A 22,279-nucleotide genomic window follows, 5' to 3' on the forward strand; every position below is an offset into this window, starting at 1 on the left:
CCTCTTTCAACAGCAACCCTAGACTTGAACCTCTCCCACAGATCCCGATCAACAACAATACTAGTTTTCACCTTATCTTTCAAACACACACCATATAAGATTTCTACCTCGTCCCATATAAAATATAAACCAGCCTCCTCCCTGCCCTTGACTACTATTCACCTGAGGAAAATAGCCTCTGAGGGATCAGCTGATAAGAATAGTTTCTATGCCAAGTTTTTTGGCTATGGTTGCTTGTTTATTGTCGCTTGTGAGTAGCTTTTTATATTCTAATGCTTGTGCTATATATAGGGCGTCGTAGATGGGTATATCATTATCTAGAGCTATTATGAAGGCTCTATCTAGATATTTCTCTTGAGGCTCGATAAGTATTATCTTCTCATCCACGAGTCTCTTGAGCTGATTATAGATAACCAGGGCGGTGTTTCTAGATATATACCTATGTGTTCTTGCATGTTTCCATATAGCATTAGTAACCTCTTTAACAACATGATCAATGGAATATACAGGCTCTAGCAGGTAGCCTTCAATCTCTCTCCAGTTCTCCTCTCTCAATAGATACTTGGCTAATGAGGAAGCATCAATTACTATCACGATCCTCCCTCACATACTGAGTAACAACCCCTCTAGGAACCTCGGGTAGCTGCTCAATAACTTTCCTTACTTCTTCTAATACGCGTCTTCTACGAAGCTCCTCAACCCGCTTCTCAAGAAACCTTCTGATCTCTTCGCTCCAATTGACATAATCTTTCAGCATATCCATTTGTTCCTTAAGTTTGCGGGGAACACGAATGCTCACAACCACGCTCATAATACTCAGCCATATATATATTATGTATTACTAGCTGATAAATTTCTTGTATACAGAAGATCTAGTGATGTTGTAGACAATGTATGGATTTGTTACTATAGAGGGAAGATCATTATAGCTGGAGGTCTTTGGTTTCTGGGTTATGGGGGCATTGTTGCTAATGAGAAGATCCAGGCTATTATTGTAGCTAGGATCGTTATTATCGATGCGTGTTTAAATCCTTCGCCTATGGATAGGCCTGAGATTTTACCTGCTACTAACCCCATTATCCATGAGTTCACTATTGATGCTGTGCTTGCTATTAGGTTTAGCCTGTGGATAGATGTTATATCTATCCTACCCCCTATAACTGGTATTGGCTGTGCTATTACTAGGGATAGATAGACTATGCTTGTTACCATGAACAGTATAGCCCCTATATATGGCATTATAACATATATCCTAAGGCTAGATCTGAGCCTCTCATAGGCCTCTGAAATAGACGTTGAATACCTTGCCAGAAGATAGAATACCTCTGGGCTTCCACCTCCAACCCTTATTGAGTCTATGGTGAATCTAAACATAACCCTTATCAACCAGCTCCTAATACCATATATGCTCCTCCTAACAGCCTCCTCTAGATCAAGACCCATCTCAAGCGCTGCAGCTAACCTCCTAACAATCGGGTTCAGAGGCCCGTGATCCCTCTTAGCAGCCTCTATAAGCGATTTCTCTGGGGAGAGACCTGTCTTCCTAAGCTCGCTCACATCCTCTATATAGGATGAGGCATGCCTCTCAAGAGCCCTCAACCCCTTCGTCGCACTCCTATATCTAAGCCAAGTCGGTATAGAGACTGTAAGGAGGGCAGCGGAAACACCTGTAACCTGGCCTAGAACACTCTGCCTTGTGAAGATGCCGCTGAATACTAGGTAGCCACCTGTTAGGATAATGGTGGTTAGATAGCTAAGAGGCGCTATGAGGGCTGAGAAGAGGGCTACATATGATACATCCTTGAAGCCCAGCCCCCACTTGGGCTGTGCTGTATGGGCTGCATATATAATCGCGGCTGAGAAGGCTGGAAGGCCGAGGAAGTTAAACAATATAAGGATCATGGGGTCATAGCCTCCAGCCGATAACCCCCCAGCCTGTATGCCGCCTGCAGATGTGAATAACACGAAGAGCGAGATGCCGCCCACAATTGCTACTAACATATAGATCTCTATATAGACGCCTAGCTTCTGAACCATCTGCCTTATCATCTCACCCTGCCTCCTGAAGAAGTCCTCAACCTTGGTTTCCAGATAGTGGATCACATCCCCACCGGTTCTCAGGGTAACCACGTATCCGAGCACGAAATCCCTGAACATCTGGGATGGATGGTAAGAGGCTATCTCCTCGAAAGCTGTTAGCGGGTCTCTCCCGAAAAGCCCTATTCTTCTGAAGAACTCGTTAGCCTCCATCCTAAGCCCCTGGAAGAGTGTGGATCTCCTGAAAGCCTCCATAGCCCTTGCCATAGAAACACCGCCTCTAGCCATGATAGATACGTATGATGCTATGAAGGGCAGCTCAGACTCTACTAGATTCTTCCTCCTACTCCTCATAACAACTGGATATGCTATGAATACTGTGAAAACCATTATGGGGAGTAATATCCCTGCTAGGAGCATTGATGCGAAAACAAATATGTTGCCCCTAAATATCAGTGATGTTCCTATCAATGCAACGCCGATTAATGAGGCAAGCACTGTATAGCCTATAGCCCTCGCACCATATACAAGCGGGTGGGTTCTTATCATTGCCGATGCTATAGCCCTATCAAGCTCGAATGCCTTTACAACCCTCCTGGCTATGCCATCGAATAGTAGTAGGAATAGAAAGTCTAGATCGTATATCAGCCTAGGCTTCACAGTTGTTATAGCGGCCCCTCTCCTCCCCTCTGGAGCCTTTTTCTCAAGGCTCCTCGCCTTTCTAGCCATTCTAGCCACCTGGGGTTGTATCCTCTATAGCTCTGAGATCCGCTTCGGCTCTCTCAAGGACCGATTGAGGATCTCTATAGTATCTATAGATCACAGAAGCTATATCCTTATAGTTCCTTATACCCTTGTGGTAGAGCCACCTCATAACCATTGCCCTCCTAGAGATCTCATCATATATCGCTTTAACATCTACCTCGGCGGTGCCAGCGATCGACTTCGTCACTTCGCTGTTCTCCAACACGAGATCATGTATATCCTTGGAGGGGCTCCACCTCCCAATCGGTATGGGCACCCCCTCCCTGCTTATCTCCCAGACCCTGGTGACCCTTCTAGTGGCTCTAGCCCTCCCCTCTCTATCCCTTATAGATACCCTCTCGATCATGAGGGCTATGTTGATTAGAGGTATATATGATTCTGGTATATTCATAGGCGGGCTTGTAAGCCTCTTTATAGCTGCGTCTATGCTCTCAGCATGGATCGTTGTTGCACCTCCATGGCCTGTGGCTATGCTCTGGAATAGCACATATGCCTCTGCACCTCTTACCTCGCCCACGACTATTATGTCTGGTCTATACCTCAGAGAAACCCTTACAAGGTCGTATAGGCTTATCTCGCCAGCCCTTGATTCTCCAGCCGCATAGCTTGGCCTCGCAACAAGCTGAACCCAGTTCTTAGTTGGAAGCCTTATCTCAGGTGTATCCTCTATAGTCACTATCTTGTAGTTAGGCTTCACGAGATTCAATATAGAGTTTAGAAGGGTTGTCTTACCACTCCCAGTCACACCCATAATCAATATTGTCCTCTTATACTCAATAGCCATCCATAGATATGCTGCTAGAAGCGGCGACACGGTTCCAAATCCAATCATATCCACAATAGTTATGGGATCCTCCCTAAACTTCCTAATAGTAAATGTAGATCCCTTCTGGCTGACCTCCCTCATAAACGTCGCAGCAAGCCTATGCCCCCCAGGGAGAGAGGCGTCGAGAATTGGAAAAGCTACAGAGATATGCTTACCAGCCATGTGGGCCAGCTTGATCACGAAAGAGTCTAGCTCCTCGGATGTGTTGAAAACAATGTTGGTTGGCATAGACTCGTATTTCCTGTGATAGACATATATAGGGATCCCAACGCCGTTGCATGATATATCCTCAAGGTTTGGGTCCATCATTAGGGTGTTTATAGCTCCGAAACCAGCTATCTCCCTCTCAATATAGTAGAGGATCTTGCTCCAGCTAACCGATGGGGTTCTACCCATCCTAATCCTAAAGAGATCCACAGCCTTCCTAGCCTCTCTAGATATGAACTCCCTAGGATCCTCACCCTCTTTGAGCTCACCAGCCTCCCACATTAGGAAATCAACAACCCTCCTATAGATCCTAAGCTCATCCTCTGTGAGGGGGACCTCATCAACATAGTATATATACTCCCCTGTGTCTTCTGATAGGATTATAAATGCCATAGCCCATGGATCATATATGGAGTATCTCTCAACAACCTCTCCCTTAGGCTTCTCCCTCAGAGGCATTATAGGTGGCCTTATATATCTAGCATATCCGGAAACCTCTAGAGGCGTCTGTTGTTTATATGTCTTTGTAGATCTCCCTTCAGCCTTTCTAAATATTCTAAACCCAAGAAACCTAGGGATCTTCATAAACCTCTATAGAGATTATGCATTATAGGGCTAATATATTGATTGATACTTCTATGCAGACTATCTATATATAAGGGGCTTTAAGAAGAGTTAGATGGAGGATCTAGATCTATATGGTTGGAAGGGATTTAATGCTGAGAGCCTTAGCCCTGATCCTAGTGATAGCCTCTATCACCCCCCAAAACATATACATCATACAGGGGCAGCAAGGGGGCACCCCCACAGGAGATCGAATGGACTTCTATAGCCTCTACAGAACATCCTACACAAACCTCTCAATCATAGCCTCGATATCGGCCTCAGCCCCAGGATCTAATGTAATCGGTGTTGCAGGCAAAAACCCCGGAGGGGGCTATGCGTTTGAGGCAATCCACATAGACAGATCCTCAGGGAGTGTTGAGAGGCATATATACATGCTCACTGGCGCTCCAACCGCTATCGCCTCTGATGGGGATTTTGGAAGATATATAGCTGTTGGGGATGAGAGGGGCGAGGTGCTTATCTACAGCATATCCGATAAAAAGGTTTTCTATATACAGGCTTCTAGATATCCGATTAAAAAGGTAGCTATAGGTGTTGGGGGAGGTGGCGATCCCTATCTAGCTGTGCTGGATATTGGTGGATATCTATATATGTACAGGGCTACCAGGGGTGGTTGGGCTGAGATAGGGCCTGAGAGGAGCACTGCTATCTATAACTACTCCGAGGGCTATGTGATAGACATATCCCCCGCTGAATCCACTGTTGGAGGCTCTATGAGGGTTGATCCATCGCTGATCCTAGCAATATATAGACCCCCCTCAATAATAGCTATATTCAATGTAAGCAACGAGACAGGATCCCCCATAGACGGTGCTGTGATCTCAGCAAACCTATCCCAGCCAGCGGTTGGGAGACCCCTATTATTACAGGCTGTAGCAGCAAATGGATCTGCTTCTCTAGAGCTACCTATATTGGATCCCTATAACACAACTTATCTCGTGAGGATAACACATCCAAGCTATCTCAGCGAGGAGCTGAGTATAGGGTTTAGATATGTTGGCTGGAACATCACCTCATATATAAAGTATAGAGGGGTATTCACAACCATCTCGATCGATGCTAGATATACCAGACAGATCCTTATACCCCCTATCACAATGGTTAGAGGTGCTGGGGAGCTAGTACCCATAGCACCTAGCCTTAATGTTACGCTTGCCTCTATAGTCGATCTCAGGGGTGCTCCAGAGGAGATAAGGGTTGGCAAGCCTGTACCCATCTTCCTATATCCAGTCGAGGTCAAGCTTGTGAGACCCAACACTGTGAATACCCCCTGGAGCTATCTAGGGGTTGTGGTTGGATGCTGCATACAGGGATCTCCTGCACTGGCATTCATATACTATAGAGAGGATCTTGGTGTGATATCCTTTGGAGGTGATGAGTATAGATGGTATGTTCTGCCTAGAATCCCCATTGATAGGGCTTGGATAGGCTATGACGATAACGGCTTAGGTGTATCTGTTATGCTTCCCAGTGGGAGGGTATATTACTTCTTATATGATGGGGTGAGGGGTTATCACATAGCCTTCTGGGGTGCTGATATCCCCCGTAAGATCCTCGCTGCATCCTATAGAAATGGTGTTCTAGGCGCGGTTAACGATAGGGGTGATCTACATATCTATAGATTATCCCCCACAGGGTCTATGCCCTGCACAAGGGGGGGCGACTACTTAGGTGTTCCAATAGGGGTTGGTGTTGGTGTGTATATATCTTCAAACGGTGTTGGATATATAGCTACATCGGATAGAGCCTATATAGCCTGGGGGCTTGCCGGCATTGCTAGGGATAGATGTCCTCTGGATATGACTATACTTCGAGCCTTTATCACAATAGCAGATCTTGTCTCTAGCTATGCCCTCTCAATCCCGGAGGGCAGGGTTGAGATCTATGAGGGGGGTGAGATTATTGCAGCCGCCCCCATATCAAATGGATCTTCAATCCTATATCTACCCCCGGGCGAGTACGAAGCTTTTGTGAGGAGTGGGGTGGCAGAGTATAGATCTAGGATCTCTGTTCCCCACAGCAACGTGGAGATTGTAGGGCCAACCCTATATAGGGTGAATCTCTCCACATACTTCTACAACCCTGAGAGCCCCTACACAGCCTCTATCCAGAGGGCTCCTCCAGGTCTAGTCCTTGTCATAGATAATAAGACCTCGCTGGTGCTGGGCGATGCACCCCAAGAGCTTCTCCTAAGCAGGGGGGCTCACATGGCTATGCTTGTGTGGAGAGGTATTGTGCTTGCCAGGGGTGTCTTCAACGTTTCAGCTCCAGGCCCCTTGGATCTTATATTAACTGTAGAGATCGCCACGCTTAGGGTTAACCTCTCGATATTCGGACAGGCTGGGGAGAATGCTCCTCCGGGGCAGGTGGTGATCAGGCTATTTGGTGAGGGGCCCCTCTTAACAGGGGATCTAGGTTCTATAAGGCCTGGCGAGGCTGTCAAGCTCCCCCTAGGTGTCTACAGGGTTGTTGTTGAATCGCCTTTCTTCTATAGCTCGGAGACCCGTGTGGGGTTGAGAGAGCCTGGAGAATCTATTGGCCTTATGATCAGCTTAAGGCCTAGAGAGATACCTGTTAGGCTTGTGGTTCTAGATGACTTTGGATCCCCTGTCCAGGGTGCAACAGTATCTATATACAGGGCTATCCCCGGCACCCCTGTGTTTAGGGGGGTAACATCTGACGATGGATCCCTTGTCGTTCCCAGCATAAGCTTTGGAGACTATGTCGTGAGCATCGAGCCCAGCAATATAAGTATGTATACTCCGTTCACAGGGTCTCTTAGGGTTGATAGGCAGGAGATCACTTTGAGGGTTAATAGAACACTCCAACATGTTTCGATAGCTATTTCAGATCCTATTAGCGGAAGGCCTATAGCACCTCTGAGGGTTTCGATATATATAGGAGATAAAATTGAATATAGCGGTGAGATCAACAGCTCCTCATATATAGTCAACACATCAATACCCTTCGGAGATGCTAGAATAGTTGTTGAGCCAACACAGCAGTCCTCGCAGATATATAGCAGGGTGGAGATCAGCAGGAGAATCGATATAGGCGGGGGAAGGATCGAGATAGCCCTTGCAAGGAGGATCATGGACTATTCTGTGAGGGTTATAAACGATCTTGGGCAGCCGGTGCAGGGAGCAACCATAGCTATTAAAAGCATTGAGAACCCGTCGATAGAGGTCACAGGGATAACAGATAATAACGGGTTATCACCATTCAGAATACCATATAGCTCCTACATAGTAGAGGTTTCAGCACAGGGTTATAACAAGCTAGAGGCAACGCTCCCACTAGATAGAAGCAGCATCACACTCCAGCTACAGCCAACGATATTCAACCTATTACAGAGATACACATTCATATATATAGCGATAGGCATCATAGCAGCGGTAGCAGTGATCTCGAGATACCTCAGAAGATATATTGAGAGGAAGATGGAGGAAGAAGCCTGAAAAGAGGATGAGAAGAGAAGCGGTGATCCTAAGTAGTTCGTAGATAGATAGAAGCTATTTATAGATAACACGTGGAACCCCACCTCTCTATCTGGCAGATCCCTTGTAGAAGAAAAACTATATGCAGATATATATAAGCCGCGATAAAAATATCCTATGGATGGTAGTTACATGAATAAAGATGCCATTAGAAAGGCTATAGCGGGTGTGCTTGCATTCATAATAGGTATTTCCATAGCCATTGTAACTATAATACCCCTTCTAATCTACCTCAACAACACAAGCGGGGCCATGATAAGGGCTCTTAACCAGGTGAGGGATTTCGAGGCTCAGAGAGGATCTGAAGATCTCGAGGTAGTCTATGAATCTGGATCTATATACCTCAAGAACATAGGATCAATACCAGCAACAATAGTCCTCGCAGTAATAGATAGCGGAAATGGATGTAATCTAAACACACTCTTACTAAAGACAAACATATCAATAAACACAAGCGACAGAATAAGAAGCATAAACACAACGGCAAACAGCTATGGACTGGACAGAATATGCTATGTAATGACTGCCAGAGGAAACGTATTCCCAGTAAGGGAGAGATATAACGCAATACAATCACAACTATCGCTAAACCCCAACACAACAGGGATCATAAGCCCAGACAACACAATATTCGCCCAAGACATGGGAGCATGGAACCAAGCAGGAAAAATAAATGTGACATATGGTAGCAGCAGTTGCTCAAGCAAGGGAAATCCATACATAGGAAATATACCTCCATATGACAAACAATTACTATCAGTTAAAGATAATAATAGTAATTTAATTCAGTTCAGTCTTAACAATAAAAACCAAGGTTATATTTGCTTTAAGTTCAGAGACGTGCTGAACCTAACCCAGCAAGGCTATGCAGTGCTAGCCCTCTTCAGAATAGTGGTAGTCGGTGTTAATATGAATAGTAATAATTTTAGACTAGATATTAGCGTTAATGGATCTGTATCTAGTGGATCAAACTCCTATGGCTCCTCATCTACCTTTCTTAGCTGGCAGCCTAAGAGCAATAGTGATTACCTAGTATGGGACGTGATCATGTTAATCCCGCTGAAGCAGGGATCTTCGCAAGCGCCTCCAGGTGTCTACTCACTCGAAATCGACATTATTCTCGATCAGAACACTGGCAATGGGAGTTATTATGTGGGTATTGAGTATCTCTCTATCCAGGGTATGAAGCTTATTGTGTAGTGGTGATCCTATGTCCCTTCGATTTTCCGGGTTTCTCTCTGGCCAGTCTGAGCTTCTCAGTTCTGTGATCCTTGTTGTGCTTGTCCTCATAATAGGCTTGTCTGGCTTTTTCCTGGCTAACTCATGGGTTTCTCAGAGGTATTCTGAGAATGCTTTTACATATTTCGCTGATCTCTGTTTATCTGAGTTCCAGGCTTCTCTGATATCTATTGAGAATCGCTCTTCCACTCGTATAGTCTATGTGGGTGTTCTGAGGGTAGGTATTCTTTCTGACAGCTATAGCGTAGGTGTTTCTATATATAACAGCTCTGCTGTTACGCCTACTTGGTGGCTCCTCAGACAGGTGGATCCCAGCAGGGTTGGGTATAACCTATCCCTTTCTAATAGATTCCTGGGCAATCTATCCTTCAACCCTCTCCAGATCTCTTCCAGCGTCTCGCCCCAGTATCTCTATGCAAAGTATGGTGGCTCCTGGGTCTCTCTCAGGGATATGGGTTTACAGAATAGTATCAATATATATAGCTTGGGTCTTATAGGGCCTTCGCATCTCTTGGTTCTAAACATATCTATATCTGATCCCAATACAAGGTATCTCTATATAGTTATGTGGACTAGGTTTAATGATAGATATGTCGCAACCCCGCTGCTGGTTCCCCTTACATAGATGTAGATCTTCAGATCCTCTGTTATGATAGACTTGGTTAACAGGCTATGTCTTCGAAGTATCTGATCTATCCTCTATGATCTTATCGGGTTTTTTATATCTGATCATACTCTATTCTATGTTTCCCAGGCTTCTCATGGTATCCCTTTATATCTGGCCAGCCTCCTCTTGGCCAGCCGTTACAAGGACTTGGGAGAATGCTAATAAAGGGTTTATAATATTTATTCCCATCCTAAGAAGTAGGCTTTATATGTGGTATTGCCTTGTAAATATATTTTTCTATGGTGAATACTCTGTAGAGGGTGATGGGATAGCCATTATAGCTATGGGGGTGATCTATTGCCTAGTCTGAGGTTTGCCATTAGCTCTAACAGGGATCCAGAGGCTCTTCTAGAGGCTCTCAGAGACCCTATAGATCTTTTCGAGGGTGTTCCAGGTGTTTCAAATGTGAGGTTTTATAGAGAGCTGGGGATCTATCAGTTCTCGATAACATATAGGAGGTTTCTAACAACATATCTAGATACAATCCATATAGTGGTTAGCAGGAAGGGGGACAGGGTTGTCTACACATCTCTAGAGCCTAACAAGCTCAGAGCAGAGTTCAAGGTATACCAGGAGCTTGGAACAACAATAGTCGAAGTCGAGATCGCATACGAACCCCCAGGGGGAGGGCAGGTGGCTATGGCAGCAATAGAGGGGGTCTTCAGAAAAGTGGTTGAAAAAGCCGAGGCTAAGGCGATCAGAATAGAGGAGGCAAGGCCAAGGCAACCAGTAAAAACATCTCTAGAGGAAGCCCCAAGGATAGCAGAAGCCCAAGAGATCAAAACACCAACAGCGATACAGACAGAGAGCCAGCCCTCAAAACCCATAGAGATAGGGGGTATCAGCTGTGTAACATGCCTCCTATACGAGCCAGAGCTAAAGATATGCACATACTTCGCAAAAAAGGTAGAAGATCCTGGAAAACCTATGTGTGGAGGAGAAAAATATATAAAAACAGGGTGAAGAGATAGGGAAAGAGAAACCCGAAAGCAAGAACAAAGCCTCTAGTTAAGAAAAGAAAAGGAGGAGAAATTTACTTGGGGGAATAAAAGAAATAGGAAATATATTTAAGCTAAACCGATAGAATCAACGAGATCTATGTGGCCAAGATCGGAGGGTATTTATATTAAAAGAATAACTAGGGAGGTAATACCAGGGCACATATATCAAAAGGAAAGATCTAGAAGGGAGATCTTTAAAAAGAGGGGCTAGAGCTTATTAACACGTAATCCCTTATTACGTGGGGATAATATGAAGTGGGTGTATAGGTATAGAGCAAAGGGGCTAGAGCCTCTGATAGCTGCCATAATATTGATAGCGATAACTCTGGTAATAGCAATAGCAGTAGTGGCATGGATGACAGGGCTATTCGGAACAACTGTAGGAGGTTCAGAACAGCTGGTAGTGCTCCCTAACGCAACCCTATATAATAGTAGTAACGTCTGGAAGCTTAATGTAAGCGTTAGAAATGCTGGATCCACAAGTTCAAGTGTAGTAGCAATATATGTGGGTAACTACACATGCTTCTCGGGAACTCAGGCAATACAGCCTGGAGCCACATACACTTTCTCGGATCTGACATGTAGTAATAATGCCCAAGCATTTATTAGCGGGGTTAGATATACAATTAAGGTTGTAACGGTCGCTGGAAACACCTTCTATACTGAGGTTATTGCTAGCTAGCTCTAGATATCTTTTTTATATCCCCTGCTAACTATTACTCTATGAGGTGGATAAATTGATTAGAGAGTTTACATCCTTTAAGGATCTCTTTGGATATATAGATAGCCAGATTGCCCAGTATAGGAAGGTTTTTGGAGAGCTTATAAGGGTTGTCGAGGATCTTAGGGCTAGGGCTGAGAGGCAGAGGAGGATTCTAGAGGTTATTGCTAAGCTATCCCCTGGTGTTCAGGTTTCTGGTGAGGAGGGCTCATACCAGGTTGATCTCAAGGGTGTTAGGGTTATTGTTAACCCCTCTCCTTTAAGGGAGCTCGAGGTTCTCGAGAAGGTTCTTGAGGAGATTAATGGGAAGATTGCTAGGCTCACCAATATCAGGAAGGATCTTGAGGCTCTCGGCGCTATGGAGGGCGGTAAGATTGTTGCCTATATAAAGGATGATGTTCCAGAGATCATTATACTCAAGCTATAGAACCCTAACCCTTGTAGCGAATATTTTTCCGCTCTTTGTATAGATCTTCACATCATACTCTCCCGTTTCTCCCTAGGTGTCATTCCATTCATTTTATAGTTCTTGGTCATATCTAGGTATTCTACCTCGCCCAGAGGGCTCTCCTAGCTCATCCCATAGGCTCATGGGTGGCTGTCGAGCCCAACGGCACGCGGCTCCCATCTAGGATAAGCCCACCAGGGCTTGGAGCAGCGCTCCCATCACCCGGGCGGGCTCTGAGATAGAGGTTCCATAGAGATGCAACATCTCTATGCCACTTCTCCCCACCAACACTACATACCCCGACTCTGGATCCGTTTTCATATACTATCTCAGCATTATGGATCGGGCATTGCCTCGATGTGCTCCTCGGATCCTCATAGATTATCGGGACACCATATTCCCTGGCCTTCTCCTCAATAGCTTTTTGAACCCCTTTGAATGATGCTTGGAATATTCTGTGTCTAAGCTGTTTATCTTTAATCCTCGAGATCATTTTCTCAGCAGGCTTTTTACCAAGCCTTTCAAGGACAACAGCATATCCCTTCTCAAGAGCTGTTCTAACAACTATGTTAGCTATCTTCCACCTCGTATCATCCTTCTTTTTCTTCTCCTTCAGCTTCTTCATAATCTTCTTCTTAACCCTTGTATCGGTATATGGTCTATCATACTTCTTCTGAACCATTTTTCTACGATAATAATATCCCAGGACTATCTTTCCTAGATCTGTTTCGAATAGATATGCTATCCCATCAAGAAGTATTGTGATATTATTCTCATTAACATCTATTGGTAGAAATCCTCTTGCATTATAATCCTCCACATCCCTAACAAACACTAGATATATTATCAGCTGTCTATTCTTTCTATCGAGCTTTATCCTCGCTTCTGAAGCAAGCCTCCAACCCCTATTAACATACCTCCAATATTGTTTATGTGGCTCGAACTCTATTTCTATCCATCCTCTGTGGGTTGCTATCTTGATCGATCTTAAGCTGTTAAGCTCCCAGAGATGATCGTCGAGCCATATCGAGATACTCCTAACCTCTGGGTAATCTCTCTTGGCAAGGCCCTTCTTCTTCCGCTTAATAAAGCTCTTAGCCCTAGAGCTAGAGTCTTGACACGCTGTATATATATAATGAGATGGTATATGTGGATATAGATTTCTCATCCCATGATAATTTATTGCCTTGAGCCTTGTGAAGCTAGTTATATCACTCCTAATAGCGTACATAACCAGTTGCTCAACCATGTTGCGATACATACCCTCAAGCTCAACAAAAATATTAAACACCTTCCTAGGAAGCTTAACGCTCCTAACAGCAACAGTCCTCGCTACTCTAGCCACTCCTCCCAACCCCCTCTAGCAATTCTTGAAGCCTTCTACAAGCCTCCATAGATCTCAACAGTGGTTCAGACATCCTAACCATAATTTATCTCAGCTAACAACCTATATAAACATTTTTTAAACATAAAAATATTTTCATCCCTATTCTCAATAAGAGCTCTGAGAACCCATGAGGAGTTCTCATATGTTAGGGAGGAGTTTGGATAGATATACAGCATCTCGATATCGCTAATCCCTAAATTTATAACCCCACCCACATATGCTGCGACTGCAATACCAACTATAACTGTGATGGTCACAAGAATTACGGCGATATAGAGGGAGCTAATAGCAATACCTATAATGGATTTCATAGATACAACCATTTCATATTATTTAAGGGCTTAAAAATCTATTCTTAATTCTTTTTAAGGAGGTTTTGGAGCTGAAAAATATCTTGGTGTTGAAGGGGGTTTATATGGGTTGATAACCATCGTAGCGATTCAAGCCCCCAGAGCTATGAGGTAGGTTGATACCATTAAAGCTTTATAAGCTACGAAGATCATGGATTTATTTTGATCCGCTGGGTGATGGGAGCGCTGCTCCAAGCCTGTGCAGGCTTACCCTAGATGGGAGCTCCATGCCGTTCGGCTCTACAGCCACCCATGAGCCTATGGGATGAGCTAGGAGAGCCCTCTGGGCGAGGTAGAATACCTAGATATGACCAAGAACTATAAAATGAATGGAATGACACCTAGGGAGAAACGGTTGTGAGCCCGCTATTCCTTTGAGATTGCGATGAAGGCGCTATCAGCTTCTCTAGGTGATGGTTTATAGATATATTCCACGGGATCCCAGGAGACCCACACTATATCCTTGATCCTGTAGCCTGCCTCCTCTATTGCTCTGAATAGCTTCTCCTTATTATATATTGGGTATGAGGCCTCCTCAACACCTACGGTTCTCCCCTCCTCATCAACCACCCTTACTCTGTATTGGTATATGAGACCGCTGTCTAGTGGTTTGTATGAGTTCCTCTCTAGGATAGCTGTGTATCTCCTCCCATTGATCTTTATATCCACCCTCTCCGGATCTACATAGGATGTGAAGTTATAGTCGAATATGAATACCCCTCCCCCAGCTATGTTCTCACCGATATTCCTTAGAACCCTCACGATATCCCTGTACTCGAAGAGGGTTATAACACCTACCGCGTAGCCAGCATCGAAGATCCCTATGGAGCCCCCTTCAAGTAGATCGTATCTTGCGAAGGGAAGCCTCTTAGCAACGCCGAACCTCTGATCATATATATCGCTTAGAACAACCTCATACCCCATCCTGCTGAGGAGATACCCATGCCTCCCCAGGCCACAGCCAAACTCTATCACCCTTCTAGCCCCGAACCTTCTAAGGATAGATGCTATGATCTCAACCTCCCTTCTAACCCTCCTCCACCTAGCATATAGCCTAGCGTAGATGCTTCTCGGTATCTCGCTCCTCCACATAGCAAACCCATTATTAAAAACAAAACCCCATCCTTATAAGCACCAACCAGCATAGAGGCATGGGCGAATAATTTTAGCCAAGCCTAATTCATAGATTAATAAAGATCTCAATACCATGGATCCCTAGATATATCTTGCCGTTTCTCCCTAGGTGTCATTCCATTCATTTTATAGTTCTTGGTCATATCTAGGTATTCTACCTCGCCCAGAGGGCTCTCCTAGCTCATCCCATAGGCTCATGGGTGGCTGTAGAGCCGAACGGCATGGAGCTCCCATCTAGGGTAAGCCTGCACAGGCTTGGAGCAGCGCTCCCATCACCTAGGCAGAATCTAAATATTATTACTTCTACTCTAAACATCAAAAAGATTCCAGCCCCGATATACGGGGTTTTTCGGTTCAGCTATTAGGATATCTACGAATCACTCGACTCCTCGGGGTTGGGCTGTGATCTGCTTCTCTAGGCTCCGAGGTAGAATAGTGCTAGGAAGGATCCTAGGAACATCGGGATCCCTATTGGGAGGGCTTTCAAAGCCCACTCTCTAAAGCCTATCCCATTTATATATGCTATGACTATGTTTGGAACATTACCCGGGATTAGGAAGCCCCCGGCTATTAATAGCGATATTAGGAAGGATTTTATCTGTAGAATATTCATCTCCGGCGATACTATCGCCGCAACCAGGGTCGCGTTGTCCAGGGCTGCTGATACGCTGCCAAATAGATACATAGCCTCCGGCGATAGGTGGATTACATACCTCTCCACAATGGGGTCGAAGGAGTGGCCTAGAAGGACGAGGGCGAAGACGAAGATATATATCTTTAAGGCCCTCACAACAGCCTCTCGATAGCCCCCACCACCTCGATCCCCCCCTGCATTGGCTTGCTCCCCCGCGGCAATGGCTTCGAGGGTTCTCAAAGCCCTCCTATATAGATACCAGGAGAGGATGGAACACACTAAGACAATAACAAGGACGTAGTCCCATAGCAGCCTTGCTAGGAAGAAGAAGTCAGCGTGATAAGGCTCTCCAGAGAGCTTAGCGATGGCTATAGTTGATAGGGGCTCTCCCAAGGGTGTGAGGGCTGCGCCAACGCCTATGGCATATGCTGGCAAGACGAGTAGGTAGGTTCTAACACCCCTAGGTATATCCAGTGTTCTAGCAACCTCGGCTATGATGACCGAGGCTACGATGGCAGATATAAAGCTGCTCCCCAAACCCAATACAAGGACGAGGATCGAATAGAGTATAGGGGCTGCGGAGGAGGCCCTCCCACCGCTGAGAACCCTTCTAAGCCTCCCCCTAAACCTCTCAAAAAGGATACCAGCAAGCAACACCGCCTGGAATATACCTATAGGGATACCCCTAACCATAACAGGAGTCTCAAGAGCCTCGAGAAGCAGCTTAAAACCAAGGCTGCCCGAGACGAGAGAGGCTAGAAAGCCCATAACCAGAAAGAAAACCTCGAGATTCTCCTCAACCCTCCTAGACAGCAGAGGAGCGATCAAAACCCCAACGAGAATAGCTATGAGAGAATAGATCACAAGATCCTCAGCCATAAACTCAGAAACCCACGAATATATAGACCTAGCCCAGGATTTAAAACAAAACCACCCACAACGATCCCATATACCCCCTAGAGATCCATTTCAACATTACAACTGTAAGCCTCGCCCCTTTAGGGCGGAGTGGTTTGGGCTACATCCCCTCTGAGAGGATTTAGCCCCGCGCCCGGTCTCAGGCGTGTTACCCTATCTCTTTTCGGGGACTCGGGGATATGGTTGTTAGCCCTCATCTCTCATAGCCATCATCTAGGGGTTTTGCTGCCATGCCCATTGCTATCTCATCATCTAACCATAATACCAGCATCAAGCCTATAGGCATTAGCCATTCCCACCCTAAAGGACGAGGCTCTCAAGTGTAATAATCCTCAGGCGTCTCCTCACTCCAAGCACCGGGATATCTAATATGTATATAAATCTTGCTCAACCTAGCATAAGCGTTTTCCTCTTACGATAATTCTTAGTTTTTAACTCTGTGAAACGAGAAACGCTTATGCTAGGTTTTCAACATACTGCTGCGGATCAAGGTGAAGAAGATATGGAATTCCATTTATGGTTTTTCAGCTTTTCTTTCCCCCGTATAGTTTCTCCATGTATTCCTTCATCATCTTTATAATATCGGTTTTTATCGATGATACCTCGTTATATACGAGCTCAACCCTCCTCTCAAGCGATTCAAACCTCTTATCAAGAGAATCAAGCCTCTTATCAACTGCCTCGAATCTTTTATCGACATAGTCCTTGAGATCGTTGATCCTCTTATCAACATATTCTTTAAGATCATCGAATCTCTTCTCAAGCGATTCAAATCTCTTATCAACTGCCTCGAATCTTTTATCGACATAGTCCTTGAGATCGTTGATCCTCTTATCAACATATTCTTTAAGATCATCGAATCTCTTCTCAAGCGATTCAAATCTCTTATCAACTGCCTCGAATTTCTTATCGGTGTATTCCTTCAGATCGTTGAACCTCTTCTCGTTAGATCTCATTATGATGTCTAGATATAGTATTATTATTTCTTGCTCGGATAGCTTCTTACCCTCAGCAACCTTCTTGGCAATTCTATTCACAGCCTCATCAAGAACCCTTGAAAGCATAACCTCAGCAACAATACTCAAAACACATACCACAAAGAATATAGCTAACAAACTTATATCTAAATTTACATGGTGTTAAGACCATTGGTTTGACCATGTTTTTCAGGTTTTCCAAATGCTATGGATACCCAGTGTATGCTTTTAAATATTATAGAATATTATAGTCATTAATTTTCCGATGTGGGATTTGTGGATCTGTAGAGCCCAGAAGACCTCTAATTAGGTGTAAACGGGGAAAAAGAACCCTATGTCGAGAGAAGAAAAATAGATAGAATAATGGGTAGAGATAAATGTGTGGCTCAGCTAGATGATATGCCTTTGGCTGCTGTTTAGGTTTTATGTTGGTTTATAATTGTTGTTATCAACACTGCTTAGCCCTCTTAGGGCTATTAGATATGCGGATGCCATATATCTATCAAACCCCATCAAAACCCCATGCCTATAATCTTTCCTGCTATAAATGGGTATTGAGGGGCCCACTATGATCTCTATGATCAGTTGTGAGGGGGAGGAAGGGCTCCTATGAGGCCTCTCACACGCCCGAGGGAGATAGCCGAGGGAGATTGGCTCTCGAAGGGCGGGTGGGAAGGCTGGATAGGGGGTGTGAGGCGAGCGGTGATATCAACCAACACGACAGCAATGAAACCAGAACCCCTTAATAGCAATCTATTATTACGTTTTATCGATTATTACATTGGTGGTTGCTATAGTTATTTATGTTGGTACTTGTGGCTTTCCGAGGTCCAGGAGTGAGGTGTTTAGGAGTTTCGATATTGTAGAGATTCAGGAGACCTTCTACGATCCTCCCCCTGTTGAGAGGGCTAGGATGCTTAGGAGTGAGGCTCCTGAGGGGTTTGTGTTTAGTGTTAAGGCCTGGCAGATTATTACACACAGTCTTTCCAGCCCTACTATAAGGAGGCTTAGGAGAAGGCTTGAGGGAGATCCAAGCGAGTACGGCTTTCTAAAGCCTACAAAGGCTAATATGGATGCCTGGGAGGTTGTCGAGGAATTTGCGAGGGAGCTGGGGGCCAGATTCGTGGTTTTCCAGACACCCCCGTCCTTCGGCTATAGCCCTGAAGCGCTGAGATGGGTTAGGGATTTCTTCTCCTCTATCGTCGGTAGGGGCTTTATAATTGGGTGGGAGGCTAGGGGGAGCTGGAATGAGGGATCCAATGTTGAGGCTCTATGCGGCCTCCTAACAGATCTGGGGGTGATCCATGTTGTTGATCTCCTAAGAAGAGATCCCTGTAGATCCCGTGGGGAGATACTATATACAAGGCTCCACGGACTCGGAGGTGGCGAGGTTAACTATAGATATAGATATACGGATGATGATTTGAAGAGGCTGAGAGAGAAGATATATGCTCTGGGGTTTCCAGAGACATATGTTCTCTTCAACAACGTATATATGTGGGATGATGCTAGGAGGTTTAGAAGCCTTGTGAGGGGATCTCAATCCACTATGAGCCGAACCTCCTCTCCCTAAGCTGATAGGATCTAATAGCCCTAAGAAGATCTATCCTCCTGAACTCAGGCCAGAAGGCCTCGCAGAAGTATAGCTCTGAATATGCCGATTGCCATAGGAGGAAGTTGCTTATCCTCAGCTCTCCCGAGGTTCTTATAACCAGGTCTGGTTCGTGGCTTATCTCTAGATATTTTATAAAGGATTCCTCCGTGATCTCCTCAGGATCTATCTTCCCATCCCTAGCATCCCTAGCTATCCTCCTTATAGCATCTATAATCTCCTGCCTACCCCCATAGCAGAGTGCTATATTAACAACCCTCTCCCCATACCCAGATGTTCTATTCTCAACATCTCTAGCAACCCTCCTCAATCTCTCGGGGACAAGCTCTAGCCTACCTGTAACCCTTATCCTAACACCCCTTTTAACGGCTTCCTCAGCAAGCTCCTCCAACCCCCTCTCTATGAGTGAGTATAGCCTTGCCCTCTCATCCTCGGGCCTCTTGATGCAGTTCTCATATGACATTGCATAGACAGTTACAATCTTAACGCCTAGATCGTAGAGCCAACTGAAAACCTCCTTCATCTTCCTATATCCACTCTCATGCCCAACATACTTAGGCAGACCCTGGAGAATAGCCCACCTCCTATTACCATCAGGTATTATGGCAACATGCCTCGGCATAGGCCCCCTCAAAACCTGCTCCTCAAGGCTGGCCTCGTAGACCCTGTAGACAAGGCCCATGATGGGTGATGCGATTCTGAGGAGATAGGAGATGGTTTTTCTGAGAAGCCTGGAACGCCTCAGCCATCTGGGCATGATAGCTAGTAGCCACCCATGAAGAGTAGATTATATTAGGTATAAATATAGGGTTCTTCTAGAGGTTAGAAACCCTCCTAGATATGTTTTTCTCTGGCTAGCAAGAATCTTCTAATGAGAATTTCATCACAGACAAAAGATCCACTATTATCAAAGTAACGCTCACAGGTTTTCTAGTAGGATTAATAGGGGGTACCTCGGCATAGGAGGAAGACTTTTATAGTGTCAAGTTTAATGTATATCGCGAAACTAAGTATAGCAAAAGTGTGGGCACAAGCTTAATAAGCGTGGGTATCTTCAGCTTAGCATCAGGCTTAGAATATTCTCTCTATGGAAAAACATTATACGAGGTCGCGATAGCATACGTCTTAGGAGGAGTAATTGGAGGATACTAAGGCACTAAATTAGCTAATTAAATAGCCCAAGGATCTTCTGAGAAGAATTTACGGGATCATAATAGTCTTGGTAGGCGTATATATTCTAATTAAAACAAATTATTAAACAAATCTGACTATAAAATAACATGATCTTAGAAATTCTCATCATTAAATTCATAATCTCTCCCAATATCAGACTAATTAGGTGATTAATTTTAGTAAAGATCAAGGCTATCTCATTTGATATATAAGGCAGAAACTATGGTTAAGGTCATTTAGGGTTTAGTCCTTTTAGGGCTATTAGGTATGCTGATGTGTTTTTATAAACCTCGGAGTCTAATAAGCTCATTAGCGATCCTCGGGTATGCAAGGGTGACTGAACCGCTGCAGTCTGCCCAAGGGAGGCCGCAATGAGCCTGAAGGTGAAAACAACTGCTCTCGGGTAAACGGTACTCTACTCAATATAAACAAATTCTATAAGATATTATCTGTGAAACTAGAGTCTCTTGAAGAGTTCTATTATTTTATCTGTGGCTCTACGAATAATCTCCCGAGCTTTCTCGGGATCGGCTCTTGTTGGATCGCCCAAACCACCAGTATCGCTGTACTCGTCGAAGTATATAAAGCCACCGGCTTCTCTCATAGCCCTGGTGATCGGATTTATACTGGGTTTTCTCATCTTATCTATTTTAACTAGTTCTGGGCGGAAAAGCATAATCATGCTTGTCTCATATTCACACGCGTGTCCCCACGGCTCCACGGGTTGTAGTAGTTCTTGTATTGCGTCTCTAGCCATACTTGTCCAGTGGATTAAGTACGCGTTAATACCTACCTCTACTCTTAGTCTAGATACAGCTACTTCTAGTGGGGCTCGATTACCTCCGTGAAAATTGAGTATAACAAATCTCTTCACACCATGTCTAGCGAGGCTCCTACCTATGTCTATAATAACCTCTACATAGACCTCTGGTCTAAGTGTTATGGTACCTGGGAATCTCATGTGATGCTCTGACACACCATAGTAGAGAACTGGTAGCAGTAGAACTTTAATCCCTTTCTCCCAAGCTCTCTTCGCAAGTTCTTCGCTAAGATACTCAGCTCTTATACTATCGGTGAGTAGTGGTAGGTGAAGCCCGTGCTGCTCAAAGCTACCTGTTGGGAGCACGACAAAGTCCGCTTCCCGAAGCATCTCGCGTGCTTCCTCCCATGTGAGTTCTCCCAATTTATAGCTTGAGGATCTGAAGACTATTTCAATCACCATAATAAGGTCGCCCCATAATCTTAAAAGTAAAGATATGCTCTATAGAGTTCAGATATCTCTGTTAGAATCAGGTAATTTTTTGCTTCAACCATTCTCGTAGGTTCTCTTTTAGGGGCTTATCTAGGTAGAGCATCACCTGGGAGAGAGATACTAACTTACTTCACTATCTCAATGGTTATTTTAGGAATCTATATAGGTGTTAAGAGAGAAACTACGAAAGAGCCTCGTCACTATTTCTCTAGAGACGAGAAATATATTTTGGTTGATATATTATCGCATTTGGTGGTTCCCCTGGCAAGATATCTTGTGGCTGATATGCACCAGGATATATCATACGCTATTAAAACCGGGGGTTTTGATCCAAGTGCTAATAAGGATCTAGCTGTAACATTTGACAAGGATATACCTGGGAGACACGGTGATATACCTAAATACATAGCCGGGGGTGTGAAGCTTGTCTTCGGAGCCATATTCCCTGGGAGGGAGTTTTGGAGCCCAGCTATTCTTGAGAGGCTTGAGAGGCTCTATGGCTCCTGGCACGGCTCTACAGTACCTATTCTAGGGTCTCTTGAGGATGTTATTGAGCATATCTCGATCTATAGGAGTCTTGTTAGGAGGTATAGGGATAGACTTGCCCTTATCTCAAGACCAGGTGATCTGGATAGGCTTGTTGGGAGTGATAGGATAGGGATTTTGATAAGCCTTGAGGGCGCAGATCCCATATCCAGGCTCGAGGATCTAGAGATACTATGGCTCCTCGGGGTTAGAAGTCTAACTATAACCTGGAACTATGATAATAGATATGCATCCTCATGCAGATCCAAGAAGGACTATGGA

At 44.7% G+C, this 22,279-nt stretch carries 19 protein-coding genes; 8 read left to right on the plus strand and 11 right to left on the minus strand.

Going from position 1 to position 22,279, the window contains the following annotated elements:
* Positions 1-186: 186 nt before the first annotated feature.
* The 4 genes from QXE01_05520 to QXE01_05535 form a co-directional block, all read right to left on the minus strand.
* The gene (locus QXE01_05520) at positions 187-594 is read right to left on the minus strand and encodes a type II toxin-antitoxin system VapC family toxin (GenBank protein MEM4970694.1); all 408 of its coding nucleotides are present in this window, start codon (positions 592-594) and stop codon (positions 187-189) included.
* Complete coding sequence (locus tag QXE01_05525) at positions 581-763, minus strand: hypothetical protein (protein ID MEM4970695.1); 183 nt, start codon at positions 761-763, stop codon at positions 581-583. Before QXE01_05525 ends, QXE01_05520 begins: the two co-directional genes overlap by 14 nt.
* 188 nt (positions 764-951) lie before the next feature.
* Positions 952-2,766, minus strand: coding sequence for a type II secretion system F family protein (locus tag QXE01_05530; GenBank protein MEM4970696.1), 1,815 nt, complete (start codon positions 2,764-2,766; stop codon positions 952-954).
* A gap of 1 nt (position 2,767) precedes the next feature.
* Positions 2,768-4,420: a type II/IV secretion system ATPase subunit gene (locus QXE01_05535; protein MEM4970697.1), complete on the minus strand. Its 1,653-nt coding sequence runs from the start codon at positions 4,418-4,420 to the stop codon at positions 2,768-2,770.
* Between the two features lie 113 nt (positions 4,421-4,533).
* Here QXE01_05535 and QXE01_05540 point away from each other — a divergent pair, with 113 nt between their 5' ends.
* From QXE01_05540 to QXE01_05565, 6 genes are all read left to right on the plus strand, one after another.
* Positions 4,534-7,920, plus strand: coding sequence for a carboxypeptidase-like regulatory domain-containing protein (locus QXE01_05540; protein ID MEM4970698.1), 3,387 nt, complete (start codon positions 4,534-4,536; stop codon positions 7,918-7,920).
* A gap of 171 nt (positions 7,921-8,091) precedes the next feature.
* Entirely contained in the window at positions 8,092-9,159 is a 1,068-nt protein-coding gene (locus QXE01_05545; protein ID MEM4970699.1) for a hypothetical protein, read from the plus strand.
* Positions 9,160-9,169: 10 nt separating this feature from the next.
* Positions 9,170-9,823 carry a hypothetical protein gene (locus QXE01_05550; GenBank protein MEM4970700.1) on the plus strand — a complete coding sequence of 218 codons (654 nt, stop codon included), beginning with the start codon at positions 9,170-9,172 and terminating at the stop codon, positions 9,821-9,823.
* A 339-nt stretch (positions 9,824-10,162) separates the two neighbouring features.
* The gene (locus tag QXE01_05555; GenBank protein MEM4970701.1) at positions 10,163-10,828 is read left to right on the plus strand and encodes a hypothetical protein; all 666 of its coding nucleotides are present in this window, start codon (positions 10,163-10,165) and stop codon (positions 10,826-10,828) included.
* 288 nt (positions 10,829-11,116) lie between these two features.
* On the plus strand, positions 11,117-11,548 hold the full coding sequence (locus tag QXE01_05560; protein MEM4970702.1) for an archaellin/type IV pilin N-terminal domain-containing protein: 432 nt from the start codon (positions 11,117-11,119) through the stop codon (positions 11,546-11,548).
* Positions 11,549-11,603: 55 nt separating this feature from the next.
* Positions 11,604-12,014: a hypothetical protein gene (locus tag QXE01_05565; protein ID MEM4970703.1), complete on the plus strand. Its 411-nt coding sequence runs from the start codon at positions 11,604-11,606 to the stop codon at positions 12,012-12,014.
* A gap of 148 nt (positions 12,015-12,162) precedes the next feature.
* Here the strand turns inward: QXE01_05565 and QXE01_05570 are convergent, their stop codons facing one another.
* From QXE01_05570 to QXE01_05590, 5 genes are all read right to left on the minus strand, one after another.
* A complete protein-coding gene (locus QXE01_05570; protein MEM4970704.1) occupies positions 12,163-13,380 on the minus strand; it encodes a transposase in 1,218 nt (405 codons plus the stop codon).
* A gap of 74 nt (positions 13,381-13,454) precedes the next feature.
* Positions 13,455-13,733 carry a hypothetical protein gene (locus QXE01_05575; GenBank protein ID MEM4970705.1) on the minus strand — a complete coding sequence of 93 codons (279 nt, stop codon included), beginning with the start codon at positions 13,731-13,733 and terminating at the stop codon, positions 13,455-13,457.
* A gap of 405 nt (positions 13,734-14,138) precedes the next feature.
* Positions 14,139-14,864, minus strand: a complete 726-nt coding sequence (locus QXE01_05580; GenBank protein MEM4970706.1) for a hypothetical protein — start codon at positions 14,862-14,864, stop codon at positions 14,139-14,141.
* A 457-nt stretch (positions 14,865-15,321) separates the two neighbouring features.
* On the minus strand, positions 15,322-16,419 hold the full coding sequence (locus QXE01_05585) for a DUF1646 family protein (GenBank protein MEM4970707.1): 1,098 nt from the start codon (positions 16,417-16,419) through the stop codon (positions 15,322-15,324).
* A 563-nt stretch (positions 16,420-16,982) separates the two neighbouring features.
* On the minus strand, positions 16,983-17,543 hold the full coding sequence (locus QXE01_05590; GenBank protein ID MEM4970708.1) for a hypothetical protein: 561 nt from the start codon (positions 17,541-17,543) through the stop codon (positions 16,983-16,985).
* Between the two features lie 733 nt (positions 17,544-18,276).
* Here QXE01_05590 and QXE01_05595 point away from each other — a divergent pair.
* Positions 18,277-19,008, plus strand: a complete 732-nt coding sequence (locus tag QXE01_05595) for a DUF72 domain-containing protein (protein MEM4970709.1) — start codon at positions 18,277-18,279, stop codon at positions 19,006-19,008.
* Here the strand turns inward: QXE01_05595 and uppS are convergent.
* Entirely contained in the window at positions 18,983-19,804 is an 822-nt protein-coding gene (uppS, locus tag QXE01_05600) for a polyprenyl diphosphate synthase (GenBank protein ID MEM4970710.1), read from the minus strand. The genes QXE01_05595 and uppS overlap by 26 nt on opposite strands.
* Positions 19,805-20,677: 873 nt before the next feature.
* Positions 20,678-21,442: a creatininase family protein gene (locus QXE01_05605; GenBank protein ID MEM4970711.1), complete on the minus strand. Its 765-nt coding sequence runs from the start codon at positions 21,440-21,442 to the stop codon at positions 20,678-20,680.
* 282 nt (positions 21,443-21,724) lie between these two features.
* On the opposite strand from QXE01_05605, the gene QXE01_05610 reads away from it, so the two are divergent.
* A partial coding sequence (locus QXE01_05610; protein ID MEM4970712.1) for a membrane dipeptidase occupies positions 21,725-22,279 on the plus strand: 555 nt, incomplete at its 3' end.

The sequence above is a fragment of the Sulfolobales archaeon genome (genome assembly GCA_038897115.1).
Taxonomy (GTDB): Archaea; Thermoproteota; Thermoprotei_A; order Sulfolobales; family AG1; genus AG1.